Raw genomic sequence first — 21,603 nt, 5'->3', positions numbered from 1 at the left:
GCCTTCTCAGAACTGATCACAACCTCTCAGAGCGTGTCCAGCAGATCGGCGGTATCCTCTTCGGCGCGTTCCACCACCGCGTTCAGTGTCGCCTGCGCAACATCGCGCAACTCTGAATCCATGTCCTCGCGCCAGATCACCCAGGCCGGCATGGCCCAGACCGGCGCATCCGCCACCAGATGCAGTCGCCCCTTGTCGACATAGCGCTTGACGTAGCGCGCCGGCAGATAGGCGGCGAAGGGCCGCGAAAGGATGAACCGCGCCGAAAGCGAGCCGAGCGCCATGACAAGGGCCGGATCGTGCAGTTCCGCCAGCGCCTCTTCATGGAAACGCAGGAAGTCGGGGCCCCAGTCCACCAGCAGATAACGCCCCTTCAGATCGGCAAGCCCCGCCCCTTCGAAAGGCGCGACCATCACCAGTTGCTCCTCCAGCAGCGATTCGGTGCGCAGACCGGCGCGCGCCAGCGGCGCATAGGACAGGATCACCTGGACATTGCCCGACAGGATCATCTGGCTCAGCCCGTCGGGCCGCGCCATCTCGGCGCGCAACGCGAGATCGGGCGCCGCCTCGCGCAGGCTGTCGAGCCAGCGAAAGCCGAACCGCGGCCAGAGCGAGTGCTGCGCCCCGATCGCCAGCGACGCCCGCACCTCGTCGGCGGCCGAGACGCGCTGGCGCGCCTGCTCCCAGTTGCGCAGGATCGTCACCGCGAAGCTGCGGAACTCGCGCCCGGCGGCGGTCAGCGTCACCCCGTCTTTCGATCTCAGGAACAGCGGCCGGCCAAGCTGATCCTCCAGCCGCTGGATGCGCAGGGACACCGCCGACTGGGTCACGAAAAGCCGGTCCGAGGCCGCTGCGAAAGACCCGCTTTCGGCGACTTCGAGAAAGCTGCGGATAAGCTGAAGTTCCATCGGGGCACCGCCTGAGCACTGAACATGTGCTGCCATAACGCCGCAGGCGGCGCATCGCGATCCCTGCCCCCTGGCGGGGGGCAGAAAACCGCCGCCGCGCCTCACGCGAGGGCCGCGGCCGCAACAGGATGGTCAGAAAATGTGAACGGGCGTTCAGCGCCGCCGGGCGGCAGCCGCGGCGCGCAGGCGCAGGGGGTGCAGATGCTGGCGCAGGCCGCCGCGCGGGCCGTCGCCGCTTTCCGCCATCATCATGATGCGGATCGCGAACTGCACGCCGGAAAACAGGATGCCGAAGAAGACGAAAAGCATCGCCACCGCGATCCAGCCGACATTCGACCCAAGGACCAGCCCGCCGATCCCCGCCACGTTCAGCCACATCAGCAGGGCGGTGAAACCGCCCGACATCGCAAAGCCGATCGCGACCGACCAGATATAGAGGCGCACGAGTCTGGGCATGAATCGTTTCTCCGGCTGATCCGGGCAAGGTAGGGCCGCCGCCCTGGCCTGTGAAGCCCCACGCCGGGGGCTGCGACAATTTCCCCCGGGCCTCAGATGCTGATACGGGCGAAACCGTCGCGCAAAGCGGTGGACCAGGCCTCGCTCATGGCGCGGAACCCCTCGTCCCCGGCCTCGATCCGGCGCCGCATCCCCACCCGCAAACTGTCCTTTTCGATCACCGCCAGATCGAGCGGCATCCCCACCGAAAGATTCGAGCGCAGGGTCGAATCCATCGACAGCAGCACCGCCTTCTGCGCGTCGTGCAGGCTGGTCTCGGGCCGCACCACCCGGTCGAGGATCGGCTTGCCGTATTTGTGCTCGCCGATCTGAAGGAAGGGGGTGTCCTCGGTCGCCTCGATGAAATTTCCTTCGGGATAGATCAGGAACATCCGCATCGCCCCGCCGCGCCGCTGCCCGGCGACGATCATCGAGGCATGGGCGCCCTGGCTCATCGCCAGTTTCTCGTCGATCTCGTGGCGCACCCACGACAGCGTGTTGCCGACCAGTTCGGCGACCTTGAGCAGGGTCGGCGCCAGCAGGATCGAGGTCTCGGGCGTGGCCTCGTCATGATCCATCGCCTCTTGCAGGCGCGCGATGGTGGTCTGGGTCACCGACAGGCTGCCCGCGGTCATGATCAGGATCACCCGCTCGCCCGGCACCTCGAAGGAGAACATCTTGCGATAGGTGGAAATATTGTCGAGCCCGGCATTGGTCCGGGTGTCCGACAGGCATACCATGCCCTCGTTGAGCAGCAGGCCGACGCAATAGGTCATCTCTCTCCGGTCCCAGGCAAACGCGGGGAGCCTACTGGCCCGCCGACAGGACCGCAACCGCCACGTCCAGGCTTTCCGCCCCCGAGGCGCCACGCGCCACGCCCCGGATCGGCGCCGCATCGCGCGCGTCGAACCCGCTGCCCAGACGGATGTAGCGCGCATCGGGGCAGCAGGCATTGGCCGGATCGAACCCGACCCAGCCGAGGCCCGCGACGAAGATCTCGGCCCAGGCATGCGCGGCCTCGTGCGGCTGGCCGTCGGCGGCGGCGAAGAGATAGCCCGAGACATAGCGCGCGGGCAGGCCGCGCAGCCGGGCGCAGGCGATCAGCGCATGGGCATGGTCCTGGCAGACCCCCTCGCCCAGCGCCAGCGCCTCGGCGGCGGTGGTATGGGCATGGGTCGCGCCGGGGCGGTAAGCGATGGCCCCCGCGACCGCTTCGGCCAGCGCATGGGCGAGCGCCAGCGAGCCCTCCCCCGAGGCGCGCGCAGCAAGCGCGCCGAGGCCCGCGTCCGCCGCCGTCATCGCGGTTTCGCGCAGCCAGACTTCGGGGCGGATCGCCTCGCGGTGGCCGCGCAGCACGCCGGCGGTGTCGGTGGTCTCGACCTCGCCTTTCACCGTGACCCCGATCTCGCTCAGCGGTCCGGCGATGCTCCAGCCCTGGATGCGGTCGCCCGCGCCATCGGTGAAATCGGCGCCGCGGATGCCGCCGGTGACGCTGATCTCCCACGACAGAACCCGCTGCCCCTCGCAGACCGAGGGCGTCAGCCGGTGGCTCTGCACCAGGCTGCGCACCGGGCTGGCATAGCTGTAACGGGTGGTGTGATCGACGCTCAGCCGCATCCGCGCATCTCTCCGCTCAGATAGATCTCATGGATCAGCGTGCCGAGCGCCGCCGCCTCGCCGATGAAACGCGAGAGATATTCGTGCAGCCCCTCGTCGAAGATCCGCGCCACCGTCCCGGCCTCCAGCGCCGCCCGCATGTCGTGCGCCCGCGCCTGCGCCGCGCTCTCGCGCCCATAGGCCCGCGCCAGCAGATCGAGATGTCCGGCGATCCCGGCGACGCAGGTGATCAGCGAGCGCGGATTCTGCCGGTTCAGGATCAGGAAATCCGCGATCCGCGCCGCGGTCACCTCGCCGCCATAGGCCCAGTGGAAGGCGCGCCCCGCCCCCATGGCGCGCAAAAGCGCGCTCCACTGGTAATTGTCGAGACCGGAGCCGACGAAATCCAGCCGCGGCAGCAGGACGTAATATTTCACATCCATCAGCCGGGCGGTGCTGTCGGCGCGCTCCAGATGATAACCGATGTTCAGAAAATTGTAGCCGTCGTCGCGCAGCAGCGTGGCGTCTATCGCGCCGCGCACCATGGCGCTCTGCCGCGCCGCCCAGTCGGTCAGTTCCGAGGGATCGCGGGACGGCCCCGCGCGCTCAAGCTGGCGCAGCTCCTGAAAGGCGGTGTTGAGCGCATCCCAGACCTGGGCGGTCAGCGCGGTGCGCACGATGCGGCCGTTCTCGCGCGCCGCCGTCAGGCAGCTTGCCACCGAGGAGGGGTTGTCGCGGTCGAAGAACAGCCAGCTTTCCAGGTTGCGCTGCACCGGCTCGCCGTATTTGCGGCGGAACAGATCGCCGGTGCCGGTGGCCTGCAACACGCTGTCCCATTCGCTGCGATAGCCCTGGGCCGAGGGGATCAGCGAGATCCGGCAGCCCATGTCCAGGAGCCGCGCGGCAGTGTCGGCGCGTTCCATATAGCGGGCGATCCAGAAAAGATTGTCGGCGGTTCGTGACAGCATTTCCTTACTCCGCCAGCACCCAGGTGTCTTTCACGCCGCCGCCCTGCGAGGAATTGACGACAAGGCTGCCCTCGCGCAACGCCACCCGGGTCAGCGCGCCGGGGACCAGTTCGATCCGCTCGCCCACCAGACAATAGGGCCGCAGATCGACATGGCGCGGCGCCACGCCCTCGTCTACGAAAGTGGGAACGGTGGAGAGCGCCAGCGTCGGCTGGGCGATGTAATTCGCCGGATCGGCGCAAAGCCGCGCGCGGAACGCCTCGACCTCGGCGCGGCTGGCCTTCGGCCCGACCAGCATGCCGTAGCCGCCCGAGCCGTGGACCTCTTTCACGACCAGATCGGCGAGGTTGTCGAGCACGTATTTCAGATCAGAGGCATCCGCGCATTTCCAGGTCGGGACATTGTTCAGAACCGGCTCTTCGCCGAGATAAAAGCGGATCATCTCGGGCACGTAGGTATAGACCGCCTTGTCGTCCGCCACCCCCGCCCCGGGCGCCGAGCACAGGCTGACACCCCCCGAGCGGTAAACATCCATCAGCCCCGGCACGCCCAGCGTGGAATCGGGGCGGAAGCACAAGGGATCAAGGAAAGCGTCGTCGATCCGGCGATAGATCACATCGACCCGCTTCGGGCCTTCGGTGGTGCGCTCCCAGACATATTCGCCGTCGACGAACAGATCCTGGCCCTCGACCAGTTCCAGCCCCATCAGATCGGCGAGGAAACTATGCTCGTAATAGGCGCTGTTGAACGGGCCCGGGGTCAGGATGACGATCCTCGGCTCGCCCTCGCATTTCAGGGGCGCGACCGAGGCAAGCGTCCGGCGCAGAAGGCCCGCATAGCTGTCGACCGGCTGGATCCGGTTCTCGCGGAACAGGGCCGGGAACATCCGCATCATGATCTCGCGGTTTTCCAGCATGTAGCTGACGCCCGAGGGGGTGCGGCAATTGTCCTCCAGCACGAAGAACTCATCCGGACCGGTGCGCACGAGGTCGATGCCGACGATATGCGAATAGACCCCGCGCGGCGGCACGAAGCCGACGGCGGCCTTCTCATAGGCCGCGTTGCGACAGACGATATCGGCGGGGATGCGGCCGGCGCGGATGATCTCGCCCCGGCCGTAGACATCCACCAGAAAGGCGTTCAGCGCCCGCGCCCGCTGGCGCACCCCGCGGTCGAGCCGCGCCCATTCGGCGCCGGAAAAGACCCGGGGGAACATGTCGAACGGGATCAGCCGGTCGGGATCGCCGCCCTCGCCATAGACCGCGAAGGTGATGCCGATGCGGCGGAACAGCGCCTCGGCCTCGGCCTGTTTCAGGCTGCGCAATTCGCGCGGCATATGGGCGAGCCAGTCTTCCAGCCTGGCATAGGGGATGCGGGTTCCCCCGCCCGAACCGTTCATCTCGTCGAAGGCTGCATCCATGCCCGGCTCCGCTGGTTGATGGCAGGTTCAGTCAACCGCGCGGAAAACCGGCGCGTAAAGCCCCCCGCCGGCGCGTTTGGCCCGAAAGGGGCGCGAAAACCGTCTGTGCCACAGGCAACTGCCCGAAAATCGGGCAGAACGGCGGTCAACGCCCCCGGGGGCCTGCCGGTTCCGCGCGATCTTGCCGGGCCGGGCGCGCCGGGCTAGCCTCGGGCCGATGATCCGCCGCACCGCCCTCGCCCTGAGCCTTTCACTGCTGCCCATGCAGGCCGATGCGCTTTGTCTTTGCCTCAAATGCCTGGGCGGGCCGTTCCGCCATTACATCATGCCGTCTTCGTCGATGGAGCCGGGGATCCCCACCGGCACCTGTTTCACCCTGGCCGTCCCGGCGGCGGGGGTGGCGCTGCCGCCGCGCGGCACGGTGATCGGCTTCACCCATCCCGTCAGCGGCGAAACCCATGTCTTCCGCCTGATCGGCCTGCCCGGCGATACGGTCGCCATCGAGGACGGGCAGCTCCGGCTGAACGGCATCGGGGTCGTGCAGGTGCCGGTGGCGGATTACGTCACGCCGCGCCTGGCCGGAACGCACTGGCGACGCTGCGGCACAGAGGAAGACGGGGTTTGCCGCACCGCCCGCCTGCGCGAGACCCTGCCCGGAGGGACGGAATACGAGGTGCTGGACCTCGGCGATATCGCGGTCACCGACCGGATGGCGCCGCAGCAGGTGCCCGAGGGCCATGTCTTCGTCCTTGGCGACAACCGCGACAATGCGATGGACAGCCGCTTCGGCCCCGCGACGGGCGGCCCGGGGATGATCCCCCTGAGCCATGTTTTCGGCCTGTTCGACACGTTCCTGCCCCCCTGATCCCGGCGGTTTGAACCCATGCGGCCTTGCGGCCACCCGCCTCGCGCGCCTAGATGACGGCAAGGCCCGCAAGGGCGCCCCTTGATGACAGGTAGTGCCGCGATGACCCTTCCCCTGCCCCGCCCCGTTTTCGACGCCAATGCCTCGGGCAAGGCGCTCGGCGATCTGCCGGAATGGGATCTGCGCGATCTCTACCCCGCGCCCGATGCGCCGGAGTTCAGCCGCGACATGGACTGGCTGACCTCCGCCTGCACGGATTTCGCCGCCCGCTATGAGGGCAGGCTCGCCACGCTTTCCGCAGACGAGCTGCTGGCCTGCGTTCAGGATTACGAGCGGATCGACATCACCGCCGGGCGGCTGATGTCCTACGCGGGGCTGCGCTACTACCAGAACACGATGGATTCGGAACGCGCCAAGTTCATGTCCGACGCGGAAGGCGCCGTGACGGATGCCACCACGGCGCTGGTGTTCTTCAGCCTCGAATTCAACCGGCTGGAGGATGCCCATCTCGACGCGCTGCTGGCGGCGAACGCGGATCTCGCCCGCTACCGCCCGGTGTTCGACCGCATGCGCGCCATGCGCCCGCATCAGCTTTCCGACGAGATGGAGAAATTCCTGCACGACCAGTCGGTGGTCGGCGCCTCGGCCTGGAACAAGCTGTTCGACGAGACCATGGCCGGGCTGATGTTCAAAGTGGAGGGCGAAGAGGAGGAGCTGAACCTCGAAGCCACGCTGAACCTTTTGACCGACCCCGTCCGCGCAAAGCGCGAGGCGGGCGCGCGGGCGCTGGCCGAGGTGTTCCGCCAGAACGTGAAGCTCTTCGCCCGGGTCCACAACACGCTGGCGAAGGAAAAAGAGATCGAGGACCGCTGGCGCAAGATGCCGACCCCGCAGACCGGGCGGCATCTGTCGAACCATGTCGAGCCCGAGGTGGTCGAGGCGCTCAGGAATGCCGTGGTCGCCGCCTATCCCCGGCTGTCGCACCGCTACTACCGGCTGAAGGCGAAATGGATGGGGCTGGAGCGGTTGCAGATCTGGGACCGCAACGCGCCCCTGCCGATCGAGCAGCCTAAACTGGTGGACTGGGCCGAGGCAGAGCGGACGGTGACCGAGGCTTACGCCGCCTTCTCGCCCGAGATGGCGGCGCTCGCGAAGCCCTTCTTCGAGAGCGGCTGGATCGACGCGGGCGTGAAGCCCGGCAAGGCGCCCGGCGCCTTCGCCCATCCGACCGTGACCACGGTGCATCCCTATGTGATGCTGAACTATCTTGGCAAACCGCGCGACGTGATGACCCTGGCGCATGAGCTTGGCCATGGTGTGCATCAGGTTCTGGCGGCGGGCCAGGGCGAACTTCTGTCCTCGACCCCGCTGACTCTGGCCGAAACCGCGAGCGTGTTCGGCGAGATGCTGACCTTCCGCAAACTGCTTAACGAGGCGAAGACGCCCGCCGAGAAGAAGACCCTGCTCGCGGGCAAGGTCGAGGATATGATCAACACCGTGGTGCGCCAGATCGCGTTCTACGATTTCGAATGCAAGCTGCACGCCGCGCGGGCCGAGGGCGAGATGACGCCCGACGACATCAACGCTTTGTGGATGTCGGTCCAGGCGCAGTCCCTTGGCGACGCTTTCGACTTCATGGACGGCTATGAGACCTTCTGGGCCTATATCCCGCATTTCGTCCATTCGCCGTTCTACGTCTATGCCTATGCGTTCGGCGACGGACTGGTGAACGCGCTCTATGCCGCCTACGAGGGCGGCCTGCCCGACTTCCAGGCGAAATATTTCGACATGCTGAAGGCTGGCGGTTCACGCCACCACAAGGAGTTGCTGGCGCCCTTCGGCCTCGACGCCTCGGACCCGAAGTTCTGGGACAAGGGCCTGTCGATGATCGCGGGCTTCATCGACGAGCTGGAGGCGATGGAGTGACACAGCCCCCCCGGGCCGGACAGGTCCGGGGGCCGGTTTCCAGCCCTTCACCGACACTCGGACAGGCGGCAGCATGACCTGAACATTGCAGGTGCAGCGTCGATCACGGCCCAAAGCGGGTCGGTTCGGGGGCGAGATTACGCTTTGTCGCTCGGCACCTGCAAACGGCAGCCAGGTCCCGAAACCCGCCTCCCGCTCACTCCTGCGGATCGGCGGGCGCGGCCTCCTGAGCGGCCTCCTGCCTGCGCCGCAGCCAGCGGAAAGCGTGCCAGATCAGCGTCCCGGAATAGCCGGCCGAGAGCATGAGCAGCGTGACCCAGGGGTAGGTGATCACCAGCGCCACCCCTGCCACCGCGCCCACCAGCGCGAAGGCCGCAGCCGAGGCCGGGATGCGCACACGTTTCAGGCTGGGCGTCGGCAGGCGTGAGATCATCAGCGCGCCGACCGCCACCATCCAGAAGGAAATCGCGGCCTCAGGCAGGCGAAAACCGCTCACATGGGCGAGGTAAACCGGCATCAGCGCCAGCATCGCCCCCGCGGGCGAGGGCACGCCGGTGAAGGTGGTCTTCTCCTGCGGCACCTCGGCCCGGCTGCCGACATTGAACCGCGCCAGCCGCAGCATGCAGCAGACAGCATAGATCAGAACCGCGATCCAGCCCAGCGAGGCGTCACCCCTCAGCCCCCAGAAATACAGAACCAGCGCCGGAACAACGCCGAAGTTGACGAAATCGCACAGGCTGTCGAGTTCGGCGCCGATCGCGCTCTCGCTGCGCAGCATCCGCGCCAGCCGTCCGTCCAGCCCGTCGAGGAAAGCCGCCAGCGCGATCAGCAGCACCGCAGTGCTGACGTTCCCGGCGATGGCGAAGCGGATGGCGGTCAGCCCGGCGCAGAGCCCGAGGATCGAGACGAGGTTCGGCAACAGCCGCAGCAAGAGAAGCTGGCGCTCGCCCCCGGCGGTCCCGGTGATATCCTGCGGCTCGTCTTCCATTCACTCGATCCTGGCATGACGGGCGGGGGCGTCGGCGCCGATCACCGCGATCACCGTCTCACCCGCCACCGCGGTCTGGCCGACCGCGACCTGGGGCTCGACCCCTTCGGGCAGATAGACATCGAGACGCGAGCCGAAGCGGATCAGCCCGAACCGCTCGCCGGTGCGCAGCGCGGTGCCGGGCCGGGTCCAGCAGACGATGCGGCGCGCGACGAGGCCCGCGATCTGCACCACCGCGATCCGGCGGCCGTCTTCAAGCTCGATCGCCAGCGCGTTACGCTCGTTGTCCTCGGACGCCTTGTCGAGCGAGGCGTTGAGGAATTTCCCCGGCCGGTAGGCCACCGCCGTGACCTTCCCCGAGATCGGCGTGCGGTTCACGTGGCAGTTGAACACCGACATGAAGACCGAGACCCGGGTCAGGGGCTCGGGCCCGAGGCCGAGTTCCACCGGCGGCACCGCCGGCACGATCATGCTGACCACGCCGTCGGCGGGGCTGACCATCAGGCCCTTGTTCTCGGGCACCGCGCGCTTGGGATCGCGGAAGAAGTAGTAGCACCAGACCGTCAGCCCGACGCCGATCCAGCCGAGCGGTTCCCAGATCAGGAACAGCACCAGCGTCACCGCGGCAAAGATCGCGACGAAGGGAATCCCCTCGCGGTGCATCGGCTTGATGAAGGTCTCGGTCATCCTCATCTTCGTTCCCCTGGCTGTTGTTTTCCCTGCTCCTACCGCCTCGGGCGCAGCCATACAACCGCTCTGGCGGGGATGCGTTCCCGTCCTCACCGGCGCGTGACGGGGAAACGGGCCGTCAGCTTACCGGCTGCGCCGCCCGCGCACCAGCGCCCGCGAAGCGGCGAGGCAGCCGCCGGGTCACCATCCGCCGCGATGATCCGGGCAGAAGGCTTCTCTTACGCATCGCGGCCATCTGCCACCCGCCCGCTGAATCCCCGCTCATCCGCGACGCGCGCGCCTCGCGGCGAAACCGGGCCGAGACTGTCCGGCGTAACGGGCATCCGGATCGCCGGAAGGGCGGCAGGTGCCTGCGCGCGGCCTTCCGTGATGAGCCGGAGAAGCGGCCTGCTGTCATCCCGATTGCCCCACAAGCCGCCAGCAGGCGGGGTGTTCTTGCTCTCGCCCCGGCGCAGCAATCCGCTGTGCGAGGCTGAAATCCGCGGCGATGCGCGATCCGCACCCACCGGCCCCGGTCGGATCCGCCACGCGTTCCGTCCGGGGGCGCCCGACCCGCGAGCCCCATATGCGCCGTGTTGATCTGTGGCGGATCGGTGAGGGAAAGGGCCACCCCTATTCGGCATGGACGGCGGAAAGGACACCCATCCTCTGCAACTCCCGCTGCTCCGGTTGCCGGAGCATGTCGTTTCCGGGCGCAAGATCCCGGGCTTAAGGAAGAAGATTCAGACGAAATCCGCTCGACCCCGCGCCCCGCCGAAAAGCAGTATGCCGGAGAACCGGGCGATGCCTTCGCGGGAGAAGCTGGCGCTTTCACACAGTCTCAGCCCTTCCCCACGACACCATGGCGTCGGGACGGCACCACGGGCCCGAGGCTGTGCCAAAACTCCGGGTTTAAGAACCCGCGAAGAAGTACTTCCGCTGAATCCCAATCAAACCGCCTCGCAGCGAAACGAAAGACCGGCGCCGATGCTCCAAAAACATCATTCCCCAGCCAGCCATGCCCGGTCGGATTTTGATACAGCCTCGGTTCATCATGGAAAAGAGAAGCCGCGAAGGCCTGCCCGGAGGGCCGTTGCCTTGCCCCGGCCGGGATCCCGAATCTCGTTCAGGAGGGAAGCAGGGTGACGATAGCCCCCGCGCCAAAATTCCGTCAAAGCCGCCGCGTGATGCCAGCCTGCTCCGGATCTCCGGCCTGGGTTCACAAGGAAAAGGGGCCGTGAAGGCCCCTTCCTGTCCTGAAATCCTCGCGAAAACCGGCACCGCGGAACAGCCGCGCCAGGACCCCGATTTGGGCGCCGGGTTATGGAAGCGGGGGGCCTTGCAGCGGAAATGCCTCAGGCCGGCACCACCATGCCCTTGCCGCGCGCCAGTTCGCGCATCCTGGCCTGGAGCTTCTCGAAGGCACGGACCTCGATCTGGCGGATCCGCTCGCGCGAGACGCCGTAGCTTTCCGACAGTTCCTCAAGCGTGACCGGATCTTCCGAAAGCCGGCGCTGCATCAGGATGTCCTTCTCGCGGTCGTTCAGCGCAGACATCGCCCGCGCCAGCAATTCCCGCCGCGTATCGAGTTCGTCCTTTTCCTCATAGGCGCCGGCCTGGTCGCTGTCTTCGTCTTCCAGCCAGTCCTGCCATTGCGCCGAGCCGTCACCGTCCGAGCCCACCGTCGCGTTCAGCGAGGCGTCGGAACCCGACAGACGGCGGTTCATCTCGACCACCTCCTGCTCGGTCACGGAAAGATCCTTCGCGATCCGCGCAACATTCTCGGGGCGCAGATCGCCGTCTTCCAGCGCGCCGACCTTGGCCTTGGCTTTGCGCAGGTTGAAGAACAGCTTCTTCTGCGCCGAGGTGGTGCCCATCTTCACAAGGCTCCAGGACCGCAGGATATATTCCTGGATCGCAGCGCGGATCCACCACATCGCATAGGTGGCCAGCCGGAACCCCTTTTCGGGATCGAAGCGTTTCACCGCCTGCATCAGGCCGACATTGGCCTCGGAAATCACCTCGGCCTGTGGCAGACCGTAGCCGCGGTAGCCCATGGCGATCTTCGCGGCCAGCCGCAGATGCGAGGTGACCAGCTTATGCGCGGCCTCGGAATCCTGGCGGTCGGCCCAGGCCTTGGCCAGCATATATTCCTGCTCGGGTTCGAGCAGGGGAAACTTGCGGATTTCCTGCAAATAGCGGTTCAGCCCCTGTTCAGGGCTGGGTGCGGGAAGGTTCTGATAGGTGCTCATTCTGCCCCCTGTTCTCCTGCCGGTGCCATCAGCCCCCGGAGGATCGCGTTACTTCCTGTATCGCCGGATCCCCTTAACAGGGCGTTACCAGTGACACGTGAACGCGAGATGGGCATGAAAGATCCCGCGAAAAAGATGTGATCACGCGAATGTCAGCGATAACAGCCGCGCAGCGCCCCGATCAGCGCCTGCATGTCCGCAGGCAGCGCCGAGGTGAAATCGAGCCGCGCGCCGCTTACCGGATGATCGAACCCAAGGCTCGCGGCATGCAGCGCCTGGCGCGGGAAATCCGCGGCCGCCTGCGCCCCCTCGCCCATCAGCTTTTCCGACAGCTTCCGCCGCCCGCCATAGACCGGATCGCCGATCAGCCCGTGGCCGGCATGGGCCAGATGGACGCGGATCTGATGGGTGCGGCCAGTCTCCAGCCAGCAGTCGATCAGCGCGGCCTGACCGGCGAAAGCCTCGACCACATGGGCGCGGGTGACGGCATGGCGGCCCTCGGGCGGCCAGGTCACCGCCTGTTTCTGCCGGTCGGTGCGGTGCCGCGCGAGGTTCGTCGCGATGCGGATCACGCCGCCCGCCTCGAAACTCACCCCCCTGGTGCCGCGCAGGCGCGGGTCCGAGCCCATCGGCACGCCATGGCAGACCGCAAGATAATGCCGCGTCACGCTATGGGCCTCGAACTGGGTGGCAAGGCCGTGATGCGCGCGGTCGGATTTCGCCGCGACCAAGAGGCCCGAGGTCTCCTTGTCGATCCGGTGCACGATGCCGGGCCGCCTCTCGCCGCCGATCCCCGACAGGCTGTCGCCGCAGTGATGCAGCAGCGCATTGACCAGGGTGCCCGAGGGCGAGCCGGGCGCGGGATGCACCACCATGCCCGCGGGCTTGTCGATCACGATCAGATCGGCGTCCTCATAAACCACGTTCAGCGCGATCGCCTCGGGCAGCGTCTCGACCGCCACTGCCGGGCCGAGGCAGATCTGCCAGGTCTCGCCGGGCGCGACCTTCGCCTTCTGGTCGGTGACGACCTCGCCCCCCCGGCTGACCGCGCCCTCACTGATCAGCCGTGCGAGGCGCGAGCGCGACAGAGCGGCTTCCTCTGGCACAGCAAGGCTGAGCGCCTTATCAAGGCGCGGCGGGCTGTCCGGGCCGAGGGTCACCTCGATCACCGCCGATGGTCCATCTTCGAAAGGTTCGTCCATGGCCCCTGCCCCGGAAGAAAATGCGCTGCCGCCTTCGCTGAGGTTCCTGAAGGCGCTGGTGATCGTGCTGATGCTGAGCATGATCCTCGGCGTCATAACCGTGACCGGATTGCTTGTCACCCGCCTGCGCGCGCCGCTGGCCCCTGGCTTGCCCGAGACGGTCGCCCTGCCCGCGGGCGAGGCCGCCAGCGCCGTCACCTTCGGCCGGGGCTGGACCGCGGTGGTCACCGAAAGCGACCGCATCCTGATCTTCAACCCCGACGGCAGCCTGCGCCAGGAAATCGATATCCTGCCTGCGCCCTGACCCCCTTGCGGGCGCGCGGGCGCGCGGCCATTCTCGCGCATCATGAGCCGATTTCTCACCCCGCACGCCGCCCTCCTGCCCTCATCGGTGCCCTTCACCGGGCCGGAAACGCTGGAGCGCCGCCAGGGCGCCCCCTTCCGCGCCCGCCTCGGCGCCAATGAGAGTCTGTTCGGCGCCTCGCCGAAGGCTCTCGCCGCGATGCGGGCGGCGGTGGAAGAGGTCCCGCTCTACGGCGACCCCGAGAACCACGATCTGAAACAGGCGCTGGCGCGGCATCACGGCTGCGCGCCTGAAAATATCGTGGTCGGGCCGGGGATCGACGGGCTTCTGGGCCTTCTGTGCCGGCTGACGCTGGAGCCCGGCACGCCGGTCGTCACCAGCCTCGGCGCCTATCCGACCTTCGCCTTTCATGTCGCAGGCTACGGCGGGCGGCTGATCCGGGTGCCCTACCGCGACGATTTCGAGGATCCGGCGGCACTGCTGACGGCGGCGGAGCGCGAAGGCGCGCGGCTGCTCTATCTCGCCAATCCCGACAATCCGATGGGCAGCCACCACCCCGGCCCCGTCATCGAGGATCTGCTGGCCGATCTGCCGCCGCAGACGCTGCTGGTGCTGGACGAGGCTTACGCCGATCTTGCCCCCGAAGGCGCGCTGCCGCGGATTCCGGCCGATCACCCGCAGGTGATCCGGCTGCGCACCTTCTCGAAGGGGCACGGCATGGCCGGGGCGCGGGTGGGCTACGCCATCGCCGAACCCGGCCTCGCGCTGGCCTTCGACAAGGTGCGCGATCATTTCGGCATGAACCGGATCAGCCAGACCGGCGCGCTGGCGGCGCTGGAAGACCGGGAATGGCTTACGCATGTGCGCGATCAGGTCGCGCGCGCCCGCGCCCGGATCGCGGCAATCGCGCAGGAAAACGGGCTGAGCGCGCTGCCCTCGGCCACCAATTTCGTCGCGGTGGATTGCGGGCGTGACGGCGATTTCGCGCGCCGCGTGCTGGCGGAAAGCCTTGCGCGCGGGCTGTTCATCCGCATGCCCGGAGTGGCGCCGCTCGACCGCTGCATCCGTATCAGCCTCGGACCGGAACCCGCGATGGATGTGGTGGCCGGGGTGCTGCCGCAGGCGCTGGCGGCGGCCCGGGGCTGAGCCTCACTCCGCAGCGAGATCGGGCTTCGCCGGACCAAGGGACGGCGCCGGCCCCTCGGGCGTGATCGCAGCGCCAAGCCGCAGCGGGCGGCTCTCGGGCGTTGCGGGCTCCGCCGCCGGGGCTACGGGTGCGGGTGCCGCGACCACCGGCGGCACCACCACGGCGGCCTCTGCCAGCGCGCGGCGGAACACCAGCATGTTCTGAAAGCTGGTTTTCGTGCCGGTCAGCCCGGCGCGCTCGTCGCAGGGCAAAGCATCGGCGCGCAGATAGTCCCAGCCTTCGGCGCCCAGTTCGTTCATCAGCGAGGTCAGGGCCAGCGCGAAACGCTCTTCGGTGGTCCTGACGCCGCGCGCCTTCTCGCCGCGGCGTGGCGCCGGAACGACCCTGTATTCGTAACGCTGCATCCGTTTCCCCCGGCCCGCGCGGTTTCTTTGCCGCGCATCCTACAGAAGATCGCGGCGTAAGTCCAAATCACAAAAGGCTTTTCGCCGCGTGAGCAGCGGCGGCGCCACAAGCCGCCGATCTTGTGGCCCGCCTGGGCGCCACACGCAACCCATGGTGGTCCGCCGCTGCCCGCGCCTCAGGACGAGATCTTCATCAGCACCAGGCCGCCGATGATCATCACCGCCGCGATGATGCGCATAACCGAGAACGGCTCGCCCAGCACCACCACGCCCACCGCGAAGGCGCCCACCGCGCCGATCCCGGTCCAGATCGTATAGGCGGTTCCCAGAGGCAGCTGCCGCATCGCCATCGACAACAGCGCGAAGCTCGCGATCATCGCCACGATGGTGACGGCCGAGGCCCCGGGTTTCGAGAACCCCTCGGACAGTTTCATGCTGTAGGCCCAGACGACCTCCAGCGCTCCGGCGACGATAAGAAAAATCCAGGCCATGACGGCGCTCCTGCTGCAAGAGCCGGGCCGTCCCGGTCAGTGAGATGAACCCGCGGGGCCGTCCCCACGACGCGGGCACGGTTTCCACCCGCAGTGCCAAAGATAGCATCCCGGCGCCGGGGGTCAACCTCGGCCCTCAGCCCGCGCAATCCAAATGATTGCGGCTTTCACCTGGCCCCGGATATCGCCGCCATGGCCCTGCCCTCCGCCCGAAGACAGGCGCCCTCGCCCATGGCTTTCACCCTGATCCAAATACCCCCGCCGGAGGCTCCGCCGCCCGTCCCGGGCGACTCACGGGCGGATCAGAGGCCCAGCTTCTTCATCACCAGTTCGTTCACCGCCGCGGGGGCGGCCTTGCCGCCGGTGGCCTTCATCACCTGGCCCACGAACCAGCCCGCGAGCTTGGGATTGGCCTTCGCCTTCTCGACCTGGGCCGGGTTCGCGGCGATGATCTCGTCCACCGCGGCCTCGATCGCGCCGGTGTCGGTGACCTGTTTCATACCGCGCTCCTCGACCACCCGGGCCGGATCGCCGCCTTCGGTCCAGAGGATCTCGAACAGATCCTTGGCGATCTTGCCCGAGATGGTGCCGTCGGAGATCAGATCGACGATCCCGCCGAGCTGTGCCGCCGAGACCGGGCTTTCGCCGATCTCCTGCCCCTCTTTCTTCAGCCGGCCGAACAGCTCGTTGATGACCCAGTTCGCCGCCAGCTTACCGTCGCGCCCCTGCGCCACCGCGTCGAAATAGGCGGCCGAATCCAGTTCGGCGGTCAGCACCGAGGCGTCGTAATCGGTCAGCGCGTAATCCGCCATGAAGCGGGCTTTCCTCGCGTCGGGCAGTTCCGGCATGGTATCGCGGATATGGTCCACCCAGCCCTGTTCGATCTCCAGCGGCAAGAGGTCGGGGTCGGGGAAATAGCGGTAATCATGCGCCTCTTCTTTCGAGCGCATCGAGCGGGTCTCGCCCTTGTCGGGATCGTAGAGCCGGGTTTCCTGGCTGACCTTGCCGCCGTCCTCGACGATCGCGATCTGGCGCCGCGCCTCGTATTCGATGGCCTGCTGAATGAAGCGCATCGAGTTCATGTTCTTGATCTCGCAGCGGGTGCCGAGATGGCCGAAATCCTGGGTCTCCTGATAGCGCTCATAGGCGCCGGGGCGGCAGATCGAGACGTTCACATCGGCACGCAGGTTACCGTTCTGCATATTGCCGTCGCAGGTGCCGAGGTAGCGCAGGATCTGGCGCAGTTTCGCGACATAGGCCGCCGCCTCCTCGGGGCCGCGCAGGTCGGGGCGCGAGACGATCTCCATCAGCGCGACGCCGGTGCGGTTGAAATCGACGAAGCTCAGGTTCGGATCGATGTCGTGGATCGACTTGCCGGCGTCCTGCTCCAGATGGATGCGCTCGATGCGCACGCGGCGCGCGACGCCCGGCGACATCTCGACGATCACCTCGCCCTCGCCGACGATCGGGTGGTAGAGCTGGCTGATCTGATAGCCCTGCGGCAGGTCGGGGTAGAAATAGTTCTTGCGGTCGAACGCCGAGGTCAGGTTGATCGCGGCCTTCAGCCCCAGCCCCGTGCGCACCGCCTGTTCGACGCAGAATTCGTTGATCACCGGCAGCATGCCCGGCATGGCGCAATCGACGAAAGAGACATTGGTGTTCGGCTCGGCCCCCACCGCGGTCGAGGCGCCCGAGAACAGTTTCGCGTTCGAGGCGACCTGGGCGTGGATCTCCATCCCGATCACCAGTTCCCAGTCATGCTTCGCCCCGGCGATGACTTTGGGGGCGGGCGGCGTAAAGGTCAGGTCGAGCATGGCATCCTTCCGGCGTCAGGAGCGGTTTCGTGCCTTGCGTTTAGGCCGCAAGGGCCGCCGGGACAAGGGGGCAGAGCCGCCCGCGCCCGCTCTGGCGATGGCGGGAAATCGCCTGGCGCCGCCCCGGCGGGGTGGCGGGATTTCGCCGCCGCAGCGCGGCGAAACTGGTCAGCCCCGGCTTTTCCGGCTATCTGCCCCCCCGCCGGACGGTCGCTTTCCGCGGATCTCCGGCATCGTCCCGGGGCAACAGAAGGCATCCCCTCATGAAGATTTCCATGCCGGGTTCTGGCAGTGTTGCGGCGCTGATGGCGGTTTTTCTGCTGGGCGCCTGTGTCGGATCCGGCAATGGCGGTAAGCTGAACGGCCCGGCCGAGAGCTTCCTCACCGCCTCTTCCATGGGATGGGAACGCTATTCCGGCAGCAAGGAATGGACCTTCGAGGCGCTGGAGGCCGTCACCGACAAGGATGCGGCGCTTGCGGCGAAAGTGCCCGCCGATATCGATTCCTGGTGCCCCGCCTACAAGGATGCCCCGATCGAGCAGCGCCGCGCCTTCTGGGTCGGGCTGATGCATGCGGTCGCGAAACATGAAAGCACCTGGAACCCGGCGGCGGCGGGCGGTGGCGGGCGCTATATCGGGCTGATGCAGATCTCTCCCCGCACCGCCGCGAATGCCGGCTGCAAGGCGCAATCGGCCGCCGCGCTGAAGGACGGCGGCGAAAATCTGTCCTGCGCGGTGGAGATCTTCGCCGGGAATGTGGCGCAGGACGGCGTGGTCGCGGGGGCGGGCAACCGCGGCATCGGACGCGACTGGGGCCCGTTCCGCGAATCCGGCAAGCGCGCCGAAATGGCGGCCTGGACCGCGGCCCAGCCCTGGTGTTCGGGCGCGAAGATCTGATCCTCGTTCGGGCGAAAAAGAGGCCGCTCCCTTGCGGGAGCGGTTTTCGGGTATTTGGATCAGGATGAAAGGGGCAGCGGCGCCTTTTTCTCAACCCAGTCTGAAGAGGCGGGCGACCTCGTCCAGCGCCTCGCGCTGGCGGGGGGCGAGCGTGCCGTCGCGCGAGGCGGCCGCCACATCGTTGAGCACCTGCATCAACGGCTGCAAGCCTTCGCTCCGGCGCAGCTTGTAAAGCCGTCTGGTCAGCCGGGTCAGGCCGGGCGCGGGGCCGCCGCATTCACTGATCAGCCAGCGCCCGAGGATCGCCGCCTCTTCGGCCTTTGCCACGTCATGCCCCAGATGGCGTTGCAGCGAGACGAGCAGCGCATCCTGCTGCGCCGCCGTGGGCAGGCCGGAAAGTTCGAGGAAGGCCAGCCCGATCCCGGCGATGGCCACATCGCTGTCCTGGAGGCTGTCGACCGGATGCTCGTTGTAGCGGCGGCGAAAGCCGAAGCGGCGCGCGGCGGAAAGCACGTCCTGCGCCGCGCCCGCCAGATCCTGCGCCGCCTGACCCGCCGCCTTCACCCGCCAATACCAGATCAGCGCCGCTCCCAGAATGCCGATCAGGCCGATCAGAACGGGCATGGCTCACCTCTTACAAAACCGCATCCGGGGGGCATTTCAGCGTCCGAATGCGGCAAGGTCAAGGCGCGGCGGCGATCATCCGTCCCGCCATCTCGGCCAGATCGCGGCTGAGGCCGGGCTGGCCGAGGATGCGCTCCAGCTCCGCCCGGATCAGATCGCGGCGTGCGGCGTCGTAGCGCGGCCAGGTCTCGAAAGCGGTGGAAAGCCGGGCGGCGGTCTGCGGGTTCAGCGGATCGAGCCGCAACAGCCAGTCCGCGAGCAGCCGGTAGCCCGCGCCGCCTGCCTGGTGGAAGCCTGCGTGATGGCCCGAGAGCGCGCCGAACACCGCGCGGAAGCGGTTGGGGTTCCTCCAGTCGAAACCGGGATCCGCGGCCAGCGTCTCCGCCTGCGCCGCGGCGCGGTCCGGCGCGGCGAGCGCGACCTGCAACGACAGCCATTTGTCCATGACATTGGCGTCATGGCCCCATTCATCGCGGAAGCGCGCGAGTTCCGCCGCCCCCTGCCCGATGTCCAGCAGTGCCGCCAAAGCGCCGGTCTGGTCGGTCATATTGTCCGCCGCAGCGAAGGCGCTTTGCGCCGCAGCGCCACCGTCGACACGAGCGAGCAGAGCGAGCGCCGCGTTGCGCAAGGCGCGCCGGCCGGCGCCGGCAGCGTCGGGAGCGAAGCGACCCGCCCCCAGCCCGGCGATCATCCCGGGCAGATCCGCGGCCAGAGCCTGCGCCAGCGCATCGCCTGCCGCCCGCCGCGCCGCATGTATCGCCGCCGGATCCGGCGTGTGGCCGCGCTGATGCAGCGCCTGCGCGATATCGTCTTCGGAGGGCAGCCGCAGTGCCAGCGCCCGGAACGCCGGATCGAGCGTATCGTCGCGGATCAGCCGCGCCAGCGCATCGCGCCAGGCCGGCAGCAGATCCTCGCCGCCGGTCAGCCCCGCGATCAGCATCTCACGCGCGAGCGAGCGGCCCGCCTCGCAGCGATTGAACAGGTCGGTGTCATGCGCGAGCAGGAAGGCGCGCTCGTCCGCGCTGGTCTCGCGCTCCAGCACCACCGGAGCCGAGAAGCCGCGCAGGATCGAAGGGACCGGCCGCGCCGCAAGCCCGTCGAAGCGGAAGCTCTGGGTCGCCCCGGTCATCTCCAGCACGGTCGTCGGCAGCACCTCGTCGCCGTTCGGGTTCAGGAGCCCCACTGCGATCGGGATCACCTTCGGCGCTTTCACCGGCTGGCCCGGACTGGGCGGCGTTTCCTGGGTGAAGGTCAGCGTATAGCTGCCGTCCTGCCAGGCCTCGGCCACTTTCAGCCGCGGGGTTCCGGCCTCGGAATACCACAAAGCGAATTGCGTGAGGTCACGCCCGGTCGCGTCCCCGAACACCTTCAGCCAGTCCTCGATGGTGGCCGCCTCGCCGTCGTGGCGGCTGAAGTAGAGGTTCAGCGCCTTCGCATAGCCCTCATCCCCGACCAGGGTTTTCAGCATGCGTATCAGCTCGGCGCCCTTCTCGTAGACCGTCGCCGTGTAGAAATTGTTGATCTCGACAAAGCTCTCGGGGCGCACCGGATGGGCGAGCGGGCCCTGATCCTCGCGGAACTGGCGCGCGCGCAGCACCGCCACATCCTCGATCCGCTTCACCGCGTGGGACCGCATGTCGCCCGAGAACTGCTGATCGCGGAACACGGTCAGCCCCTCTTTCAGGCAAAGCTGGAACCAGTCGCGGCAGGTGATGCGGTTGCCGGTCCAGTTGTGGAAATATTCATGGGCGATGATCGCCTCGATCCGGGCGAAATCGTCGTCGGTGGCGCTCTCGGGGCTGGCGAGCACGTATTTGGAGTTGAAGATGTTCAGCCCCTTGTTCTCCATCGCGCCCATGTTGAAATCGTCGACCGCGACGATGTTGAACACGTCGAGATCGTATTCGCGGCCATAGACTTCCTCGTCCCATTTCATCGAGCGGATCAGGCTGTCCATCGCCCAGGCACAGCGGTCCTCATCCCCCGGCCGCACCCAGACCGCCAGATCGACGCTCCGGCCCGAGCGGGTGGTGAAGCCGCCCCGATGCGCGACCAGATCGCCCGCGACCAGAGCGAAGAGATAGGCGGGTTTGGGCCAGGGATCGTCCCATTCGGCCCAGCCCTCGCCCGAGGCAGTCGGATTGCCGTTCGACAGCAGCACCGGCAGGTCGGATTCGATCCGCACGTGGAACCGCGCCATCACATCGGGGCGGTCGGGGTAGAAGGTGATCTTGCGGAAGCCCTCGGCCTCGCATTGGGTGCAATACATGCCGCGCGACATATACAGCCCTTCCAGCGCGGTGTTGGTCTCCGGGTCGATGGCGACTTCGGTCTCCAGCAGGAACGGGCATTCGGGCAGCAGATCGGCGGGCACCGTCAGCCCGGTTTCATCCGGCGTCAGGTCGAGCAGCGCGCCATCGAGCTTCAGCGTGATCAGCCGCAGCCCCTCGCCGTCGAGCCTCAGCACATGCCGCCCCCGCGCCGCCGGATTTGGCCGCATATGCAGTTTCGCGGCGACCTTCGTGCCTTTGGGGGCCAGGCGGAAACACAGCTCCACCCGGTCGACCAGATGGCTCCAGGGGCGGTAGTCGGCGAGATAGACGGTGCGGGGGTCTCTGGCGGCTTCGGTCATGG

The 21,603-nt window shown here is 67.6% G+C and carries 20 protein-coding genes; 5 read left to right on the top strand and 15 right to left on the bottom strand.

Translation table 11 applies throughout. From position 1 onward, the window contains the following. Window positions 1-26: 26 nt before the first annotated feature. The 6 genes from XINFAN_RS13800 to XINFAN_RS13775 all read right to left on the bottom strand — a co-directional run bounded on the left by XINFAN_RS13800 (window position 27) and on the right by XINFAN_RS13775 (window position 5,387). Entirely contained in the window at window positions 27-908 is an 882-nt protein-coding gene (locus XINFAN_RS13800) for a LysR family transcriptional regulator (RefSeq protein WP_124087444.1), read from the bottom strand. Between the two features lie 153 nt (window positions 909-1,061). Beyond that, a complete protein-coding gene (locus tag XINFAN_RS13795; RefSeq protein WP_124087443.1) occupies window positions 1,062-1,364 on the bottom strand; it encodes a hypothetical protein in 303 nt (100 codons plus the stop codon). A 92-nt stretch (window positions 1,365-1,456) separates the two neighbouring features. Beyond that, a complete protein-coding gene (locus XINFAN_RS13790; protein WP_124087442.1) occupies window positions 1,457-2,179 on the bottom strand; it encodes a proteasome-type protease in 723 nt (240 codons plus the stop codon). Window positions 2,180-2,210: 31 nt separating this feature from the next. Continuing rightward, window positions 2,211-3,020, bottom strand: a complete 810-nt coding sequence (locus XINFAN_RS13785) for a transglutaminase family protein (RefSeq protein WP_124087441.1) — start codon at window positions 3,018-3,020, stop codon at window positions 2,211-2,213. Continuing rightward, window positions 3,011-3,967, bottom strand: a complete 957-nt coding sequence (locus XINFAN_RS13780) for an alpha-E domain-containing protein (protein WP_124087440.1) — start codon at window positions 3,965-3,967, stop codon at window positions 3,011-3,013. The genes XINFAN_RS13785 and XINFAN_RS13780 overlap by 10 nt, the downstream gene beginning before the upstream one ends. Window positions 3,968-3,971: 4 nt before the next feature. Continuing rightward, a complete protein-coding gene (locus XINFAN_RS13775) occupies window positions 3,972-5,387 on the bottom strand; it encodes a circularly permuted type 2 ATP-grasp protein (protein ID WP_199286422.1) in 1,416 nt (471 codons plus the stop codon). A 217-nt stretch (window positions 5,388-5,604) separates the two neighbouring features. Here XINFAN_RS13775 and lepB point away from each other — a divergent pair, with 217 nt between their 5' ends. Then, a complete protein-coding gene (gene lepB / locus XINFAN_RS13770) occupies window positions 5,605-6,252 on the top strand; it encodes a signal peptidase I (protein WP_124087439.1) in 648 nt (215 codons plus the stop codon). A 102-nt stretch (window positions 6,253-6,354) separates the two neighbouring features. After that, complete coding sequence (locus tag XINFAN_RS13765; protein WP_124087438.1) at window positions 6,355-8,178, top strand: M3 family oligoendopeptidase; 1,824 nt, start codon at window positions 6,355-6,357, stop codon at window positions 8,176-8,178. Window positions 8,179-8,374: 196 nt separating this feature from the next. On the opposite strand, the gene pssA is transcribed toward XINFAN_RS13765, so the two are convergent. The 4 genes from pssA to XINFAN_RS13745 form a co-directional block, all read right to left on the bottom strand. Further along, a complete protein-coding gene (gene pssA / locus XINFAN_RS13760; RefSeq protein WP_124087437.1) occupies window positions 8,375-9,166 on the bottom strand; it encodes a CDP-diacylglycerol--serine O-phosphatidyltransferase in 792 nt (263 codons plus the stop codon). Then, a complete protein-coding gene (locus tag XINFAN_RS13755; RefSeq protein ID WP_124087436.1) occupies window positions 9,167-9,859 on the bottom strand; it encodes a phosphatidylserine decarboxylase in 693 nt (230 codons plus the stop codon). A gap of 1,331 nt (window positions 9,860-11,190) precedes the next feature. After that, window positions 11,191-12,087, bottom strand: a complete 897-nt coding sequence (gene rpoH / locus XINFAN_RS13750; protein WP_124087435.1) for an RNA polymerase sigma factor RpoH — start codon at window positions 12,085-12,087, stop codon at window positions 11,191-11,193. A 152-nt stretch (window positions 12,088-12,239) separates the two neighbouring features. Continuing rightward, window positions 12,240-13,289 carry an RluA family pseudouridine synthase gene (locus XINFAN_RS13745; protein ID WP_124087434.1) on the bottom strand — a complete coding sequence of 350 codons (1,050 nt, stop codon included), beginning with the start codon at window positions 13,287-13,289 and terminating at the stop codon, window positions 12,240-12,242. On the opposite strand from XINFAN_RS13745, the gene XINFAN_RS13740 reads away from it, so the two are divergent. Both XINFAN_RS13740 and XINFAN_RS13735 read left to right on the top strand, forming a co-directional pair. Next, on the top strand, window positions 13,288-13,593 hold the full coding sequence (locus XINFAN_RS13740; protein WP_124087433.1) for a DUF6476 family protein: 306 nt from the start codon (window positions 13,288-13,290) through the stop codon (window positions 13,591-13,593). The two genes, XINFAN_RS13745 and XINFAN_RS13740, sit on opposite strands and share 2 nt — an antisense overlap. Window positions 13,594-13,635: 42 nt before the next feature. Further along, a complete protein-coding gene (locus XINFAN_RS13735) occupies window positions 13,636-14,739 on the top strand; it encodes a pyridoxal phosphate-dependent aminotransferase (protein ID WP_124087432.1) in 1,104 nt (367 codons plus the stop codon). Between the two features lie 3 nt (window positions 14,740-14,742). Here the strand turns inward: XINFAN_RS13735 and XINFAN_RS13730 are convergent, their stop codons facing one another. The 3 genes from XINFAN_RS13730 to gatB all read right to left on the bottom strand — a co-directional run bounded on the left by XINFAN_RS13730 (window position 14,743) and on the right by gatB (window position 17,449). Beyond that, on the bottom strand, window positions 14,743-15,144 hold the full coding sequence (locus XINFAN_RS13730; RefSeq protein ID WP_124087431.1) for a DUF4177 domain-containing protein: 402 nt from the start codon (window positions 15,142-15,144) through the stop codon (window positions 14,743-14,745). Between the two features lie 176 nt (window positions 15,145-15,320). Beyond that, window positions 15,321-15,635, bottom strand: coding sequence for a DMT family transporter (locus tag XINFAN_RS13725; RefSeq protein ID WP_124087430.1), 315 nt, complete (start codon window positions 15,633-15,635; stop codon window positions 15,321-15,323). A 302-nt stretch (window positions 15,636-15,937) separates the two neighbouring features. After that, window positions 15,938-17,449 carry an Asp-tRNA(Asn)/Glu-tRNA(Gln) amidotransferase subunit GatB gene (gene gatB, locus XINFAN_RS13720; RefSeq protein WP_124087429.1) on the bottom strand — a complete coding sequence of 504 codons (1,512 nt, stop codon included), beginning with the start codon at window positions 17,447-17,449 and terminating at the stop codon, window positions 15,938-15,940. A gap of 263 nt (window positions 17,450-17,712) precedes the next feature. Here gatB and XINFAN_RS13715 point away from each other — a divergent pair, with 263 nt between their 5' ends. Next, a complete protein-coding gene (locus tag XINFAN_RS13715; RefSeq protein ID WP_233352212.1) occupies window positions 17,713-18,345 on the top strand; it encodes a lytic transglycosylase domain-containing protein in 633 nt (210 codons plus the stop codon). A gap of 90 nt (window positions 18,346-18,435) precedes the next feature. Here the strand turns inward: XINFAN_RS13715 and XINFAN_RS13710 are convergent, their stop codons facing one another. Next, window positions 18,436-18,969 carry a hypothetical protein gene (locus tag XINFAN_RS13710; RefSeq protein ID WP_124087428.1) on the bottom strand — a complete coding sequence of 178 codons (534 nt, stop codon included), beginning with the start codon at window positions 18,967-18,969 and terminating at the stop codon, window positions 18,436-18,438. A 58-nt stretch (window positions 18,970-19,027) separates the two neighbouring features. Further along, entirely contained in the window at window positions 19,028-21,601 is a 2,574-nt protein-coding gene (gene pepN / locus XINFAN_RS13705) for an aminopeptidase N (RefSeq protein ID WP_124087427.1), read from the bottom strand. Between the last annotated feature and the right edge of the window lie 2 nt (window positions 21,602-21,603).

Source organism: Pseudogemmobacter humi (genome assembly GCF_900609055.1).
Lineage (GTDB): Bacteria > Pseudomonadota > Alphaproteobacteria > Rhodobacterales > Rhodobacteraceae > Pseudogemmobacter > Pseudogemmobacter humi.
The sequence above is the reverse complement of the archived record's forward strand: the minus strand, read 5'-3'. Positions and strand labels throughout refer to the sequence as shown.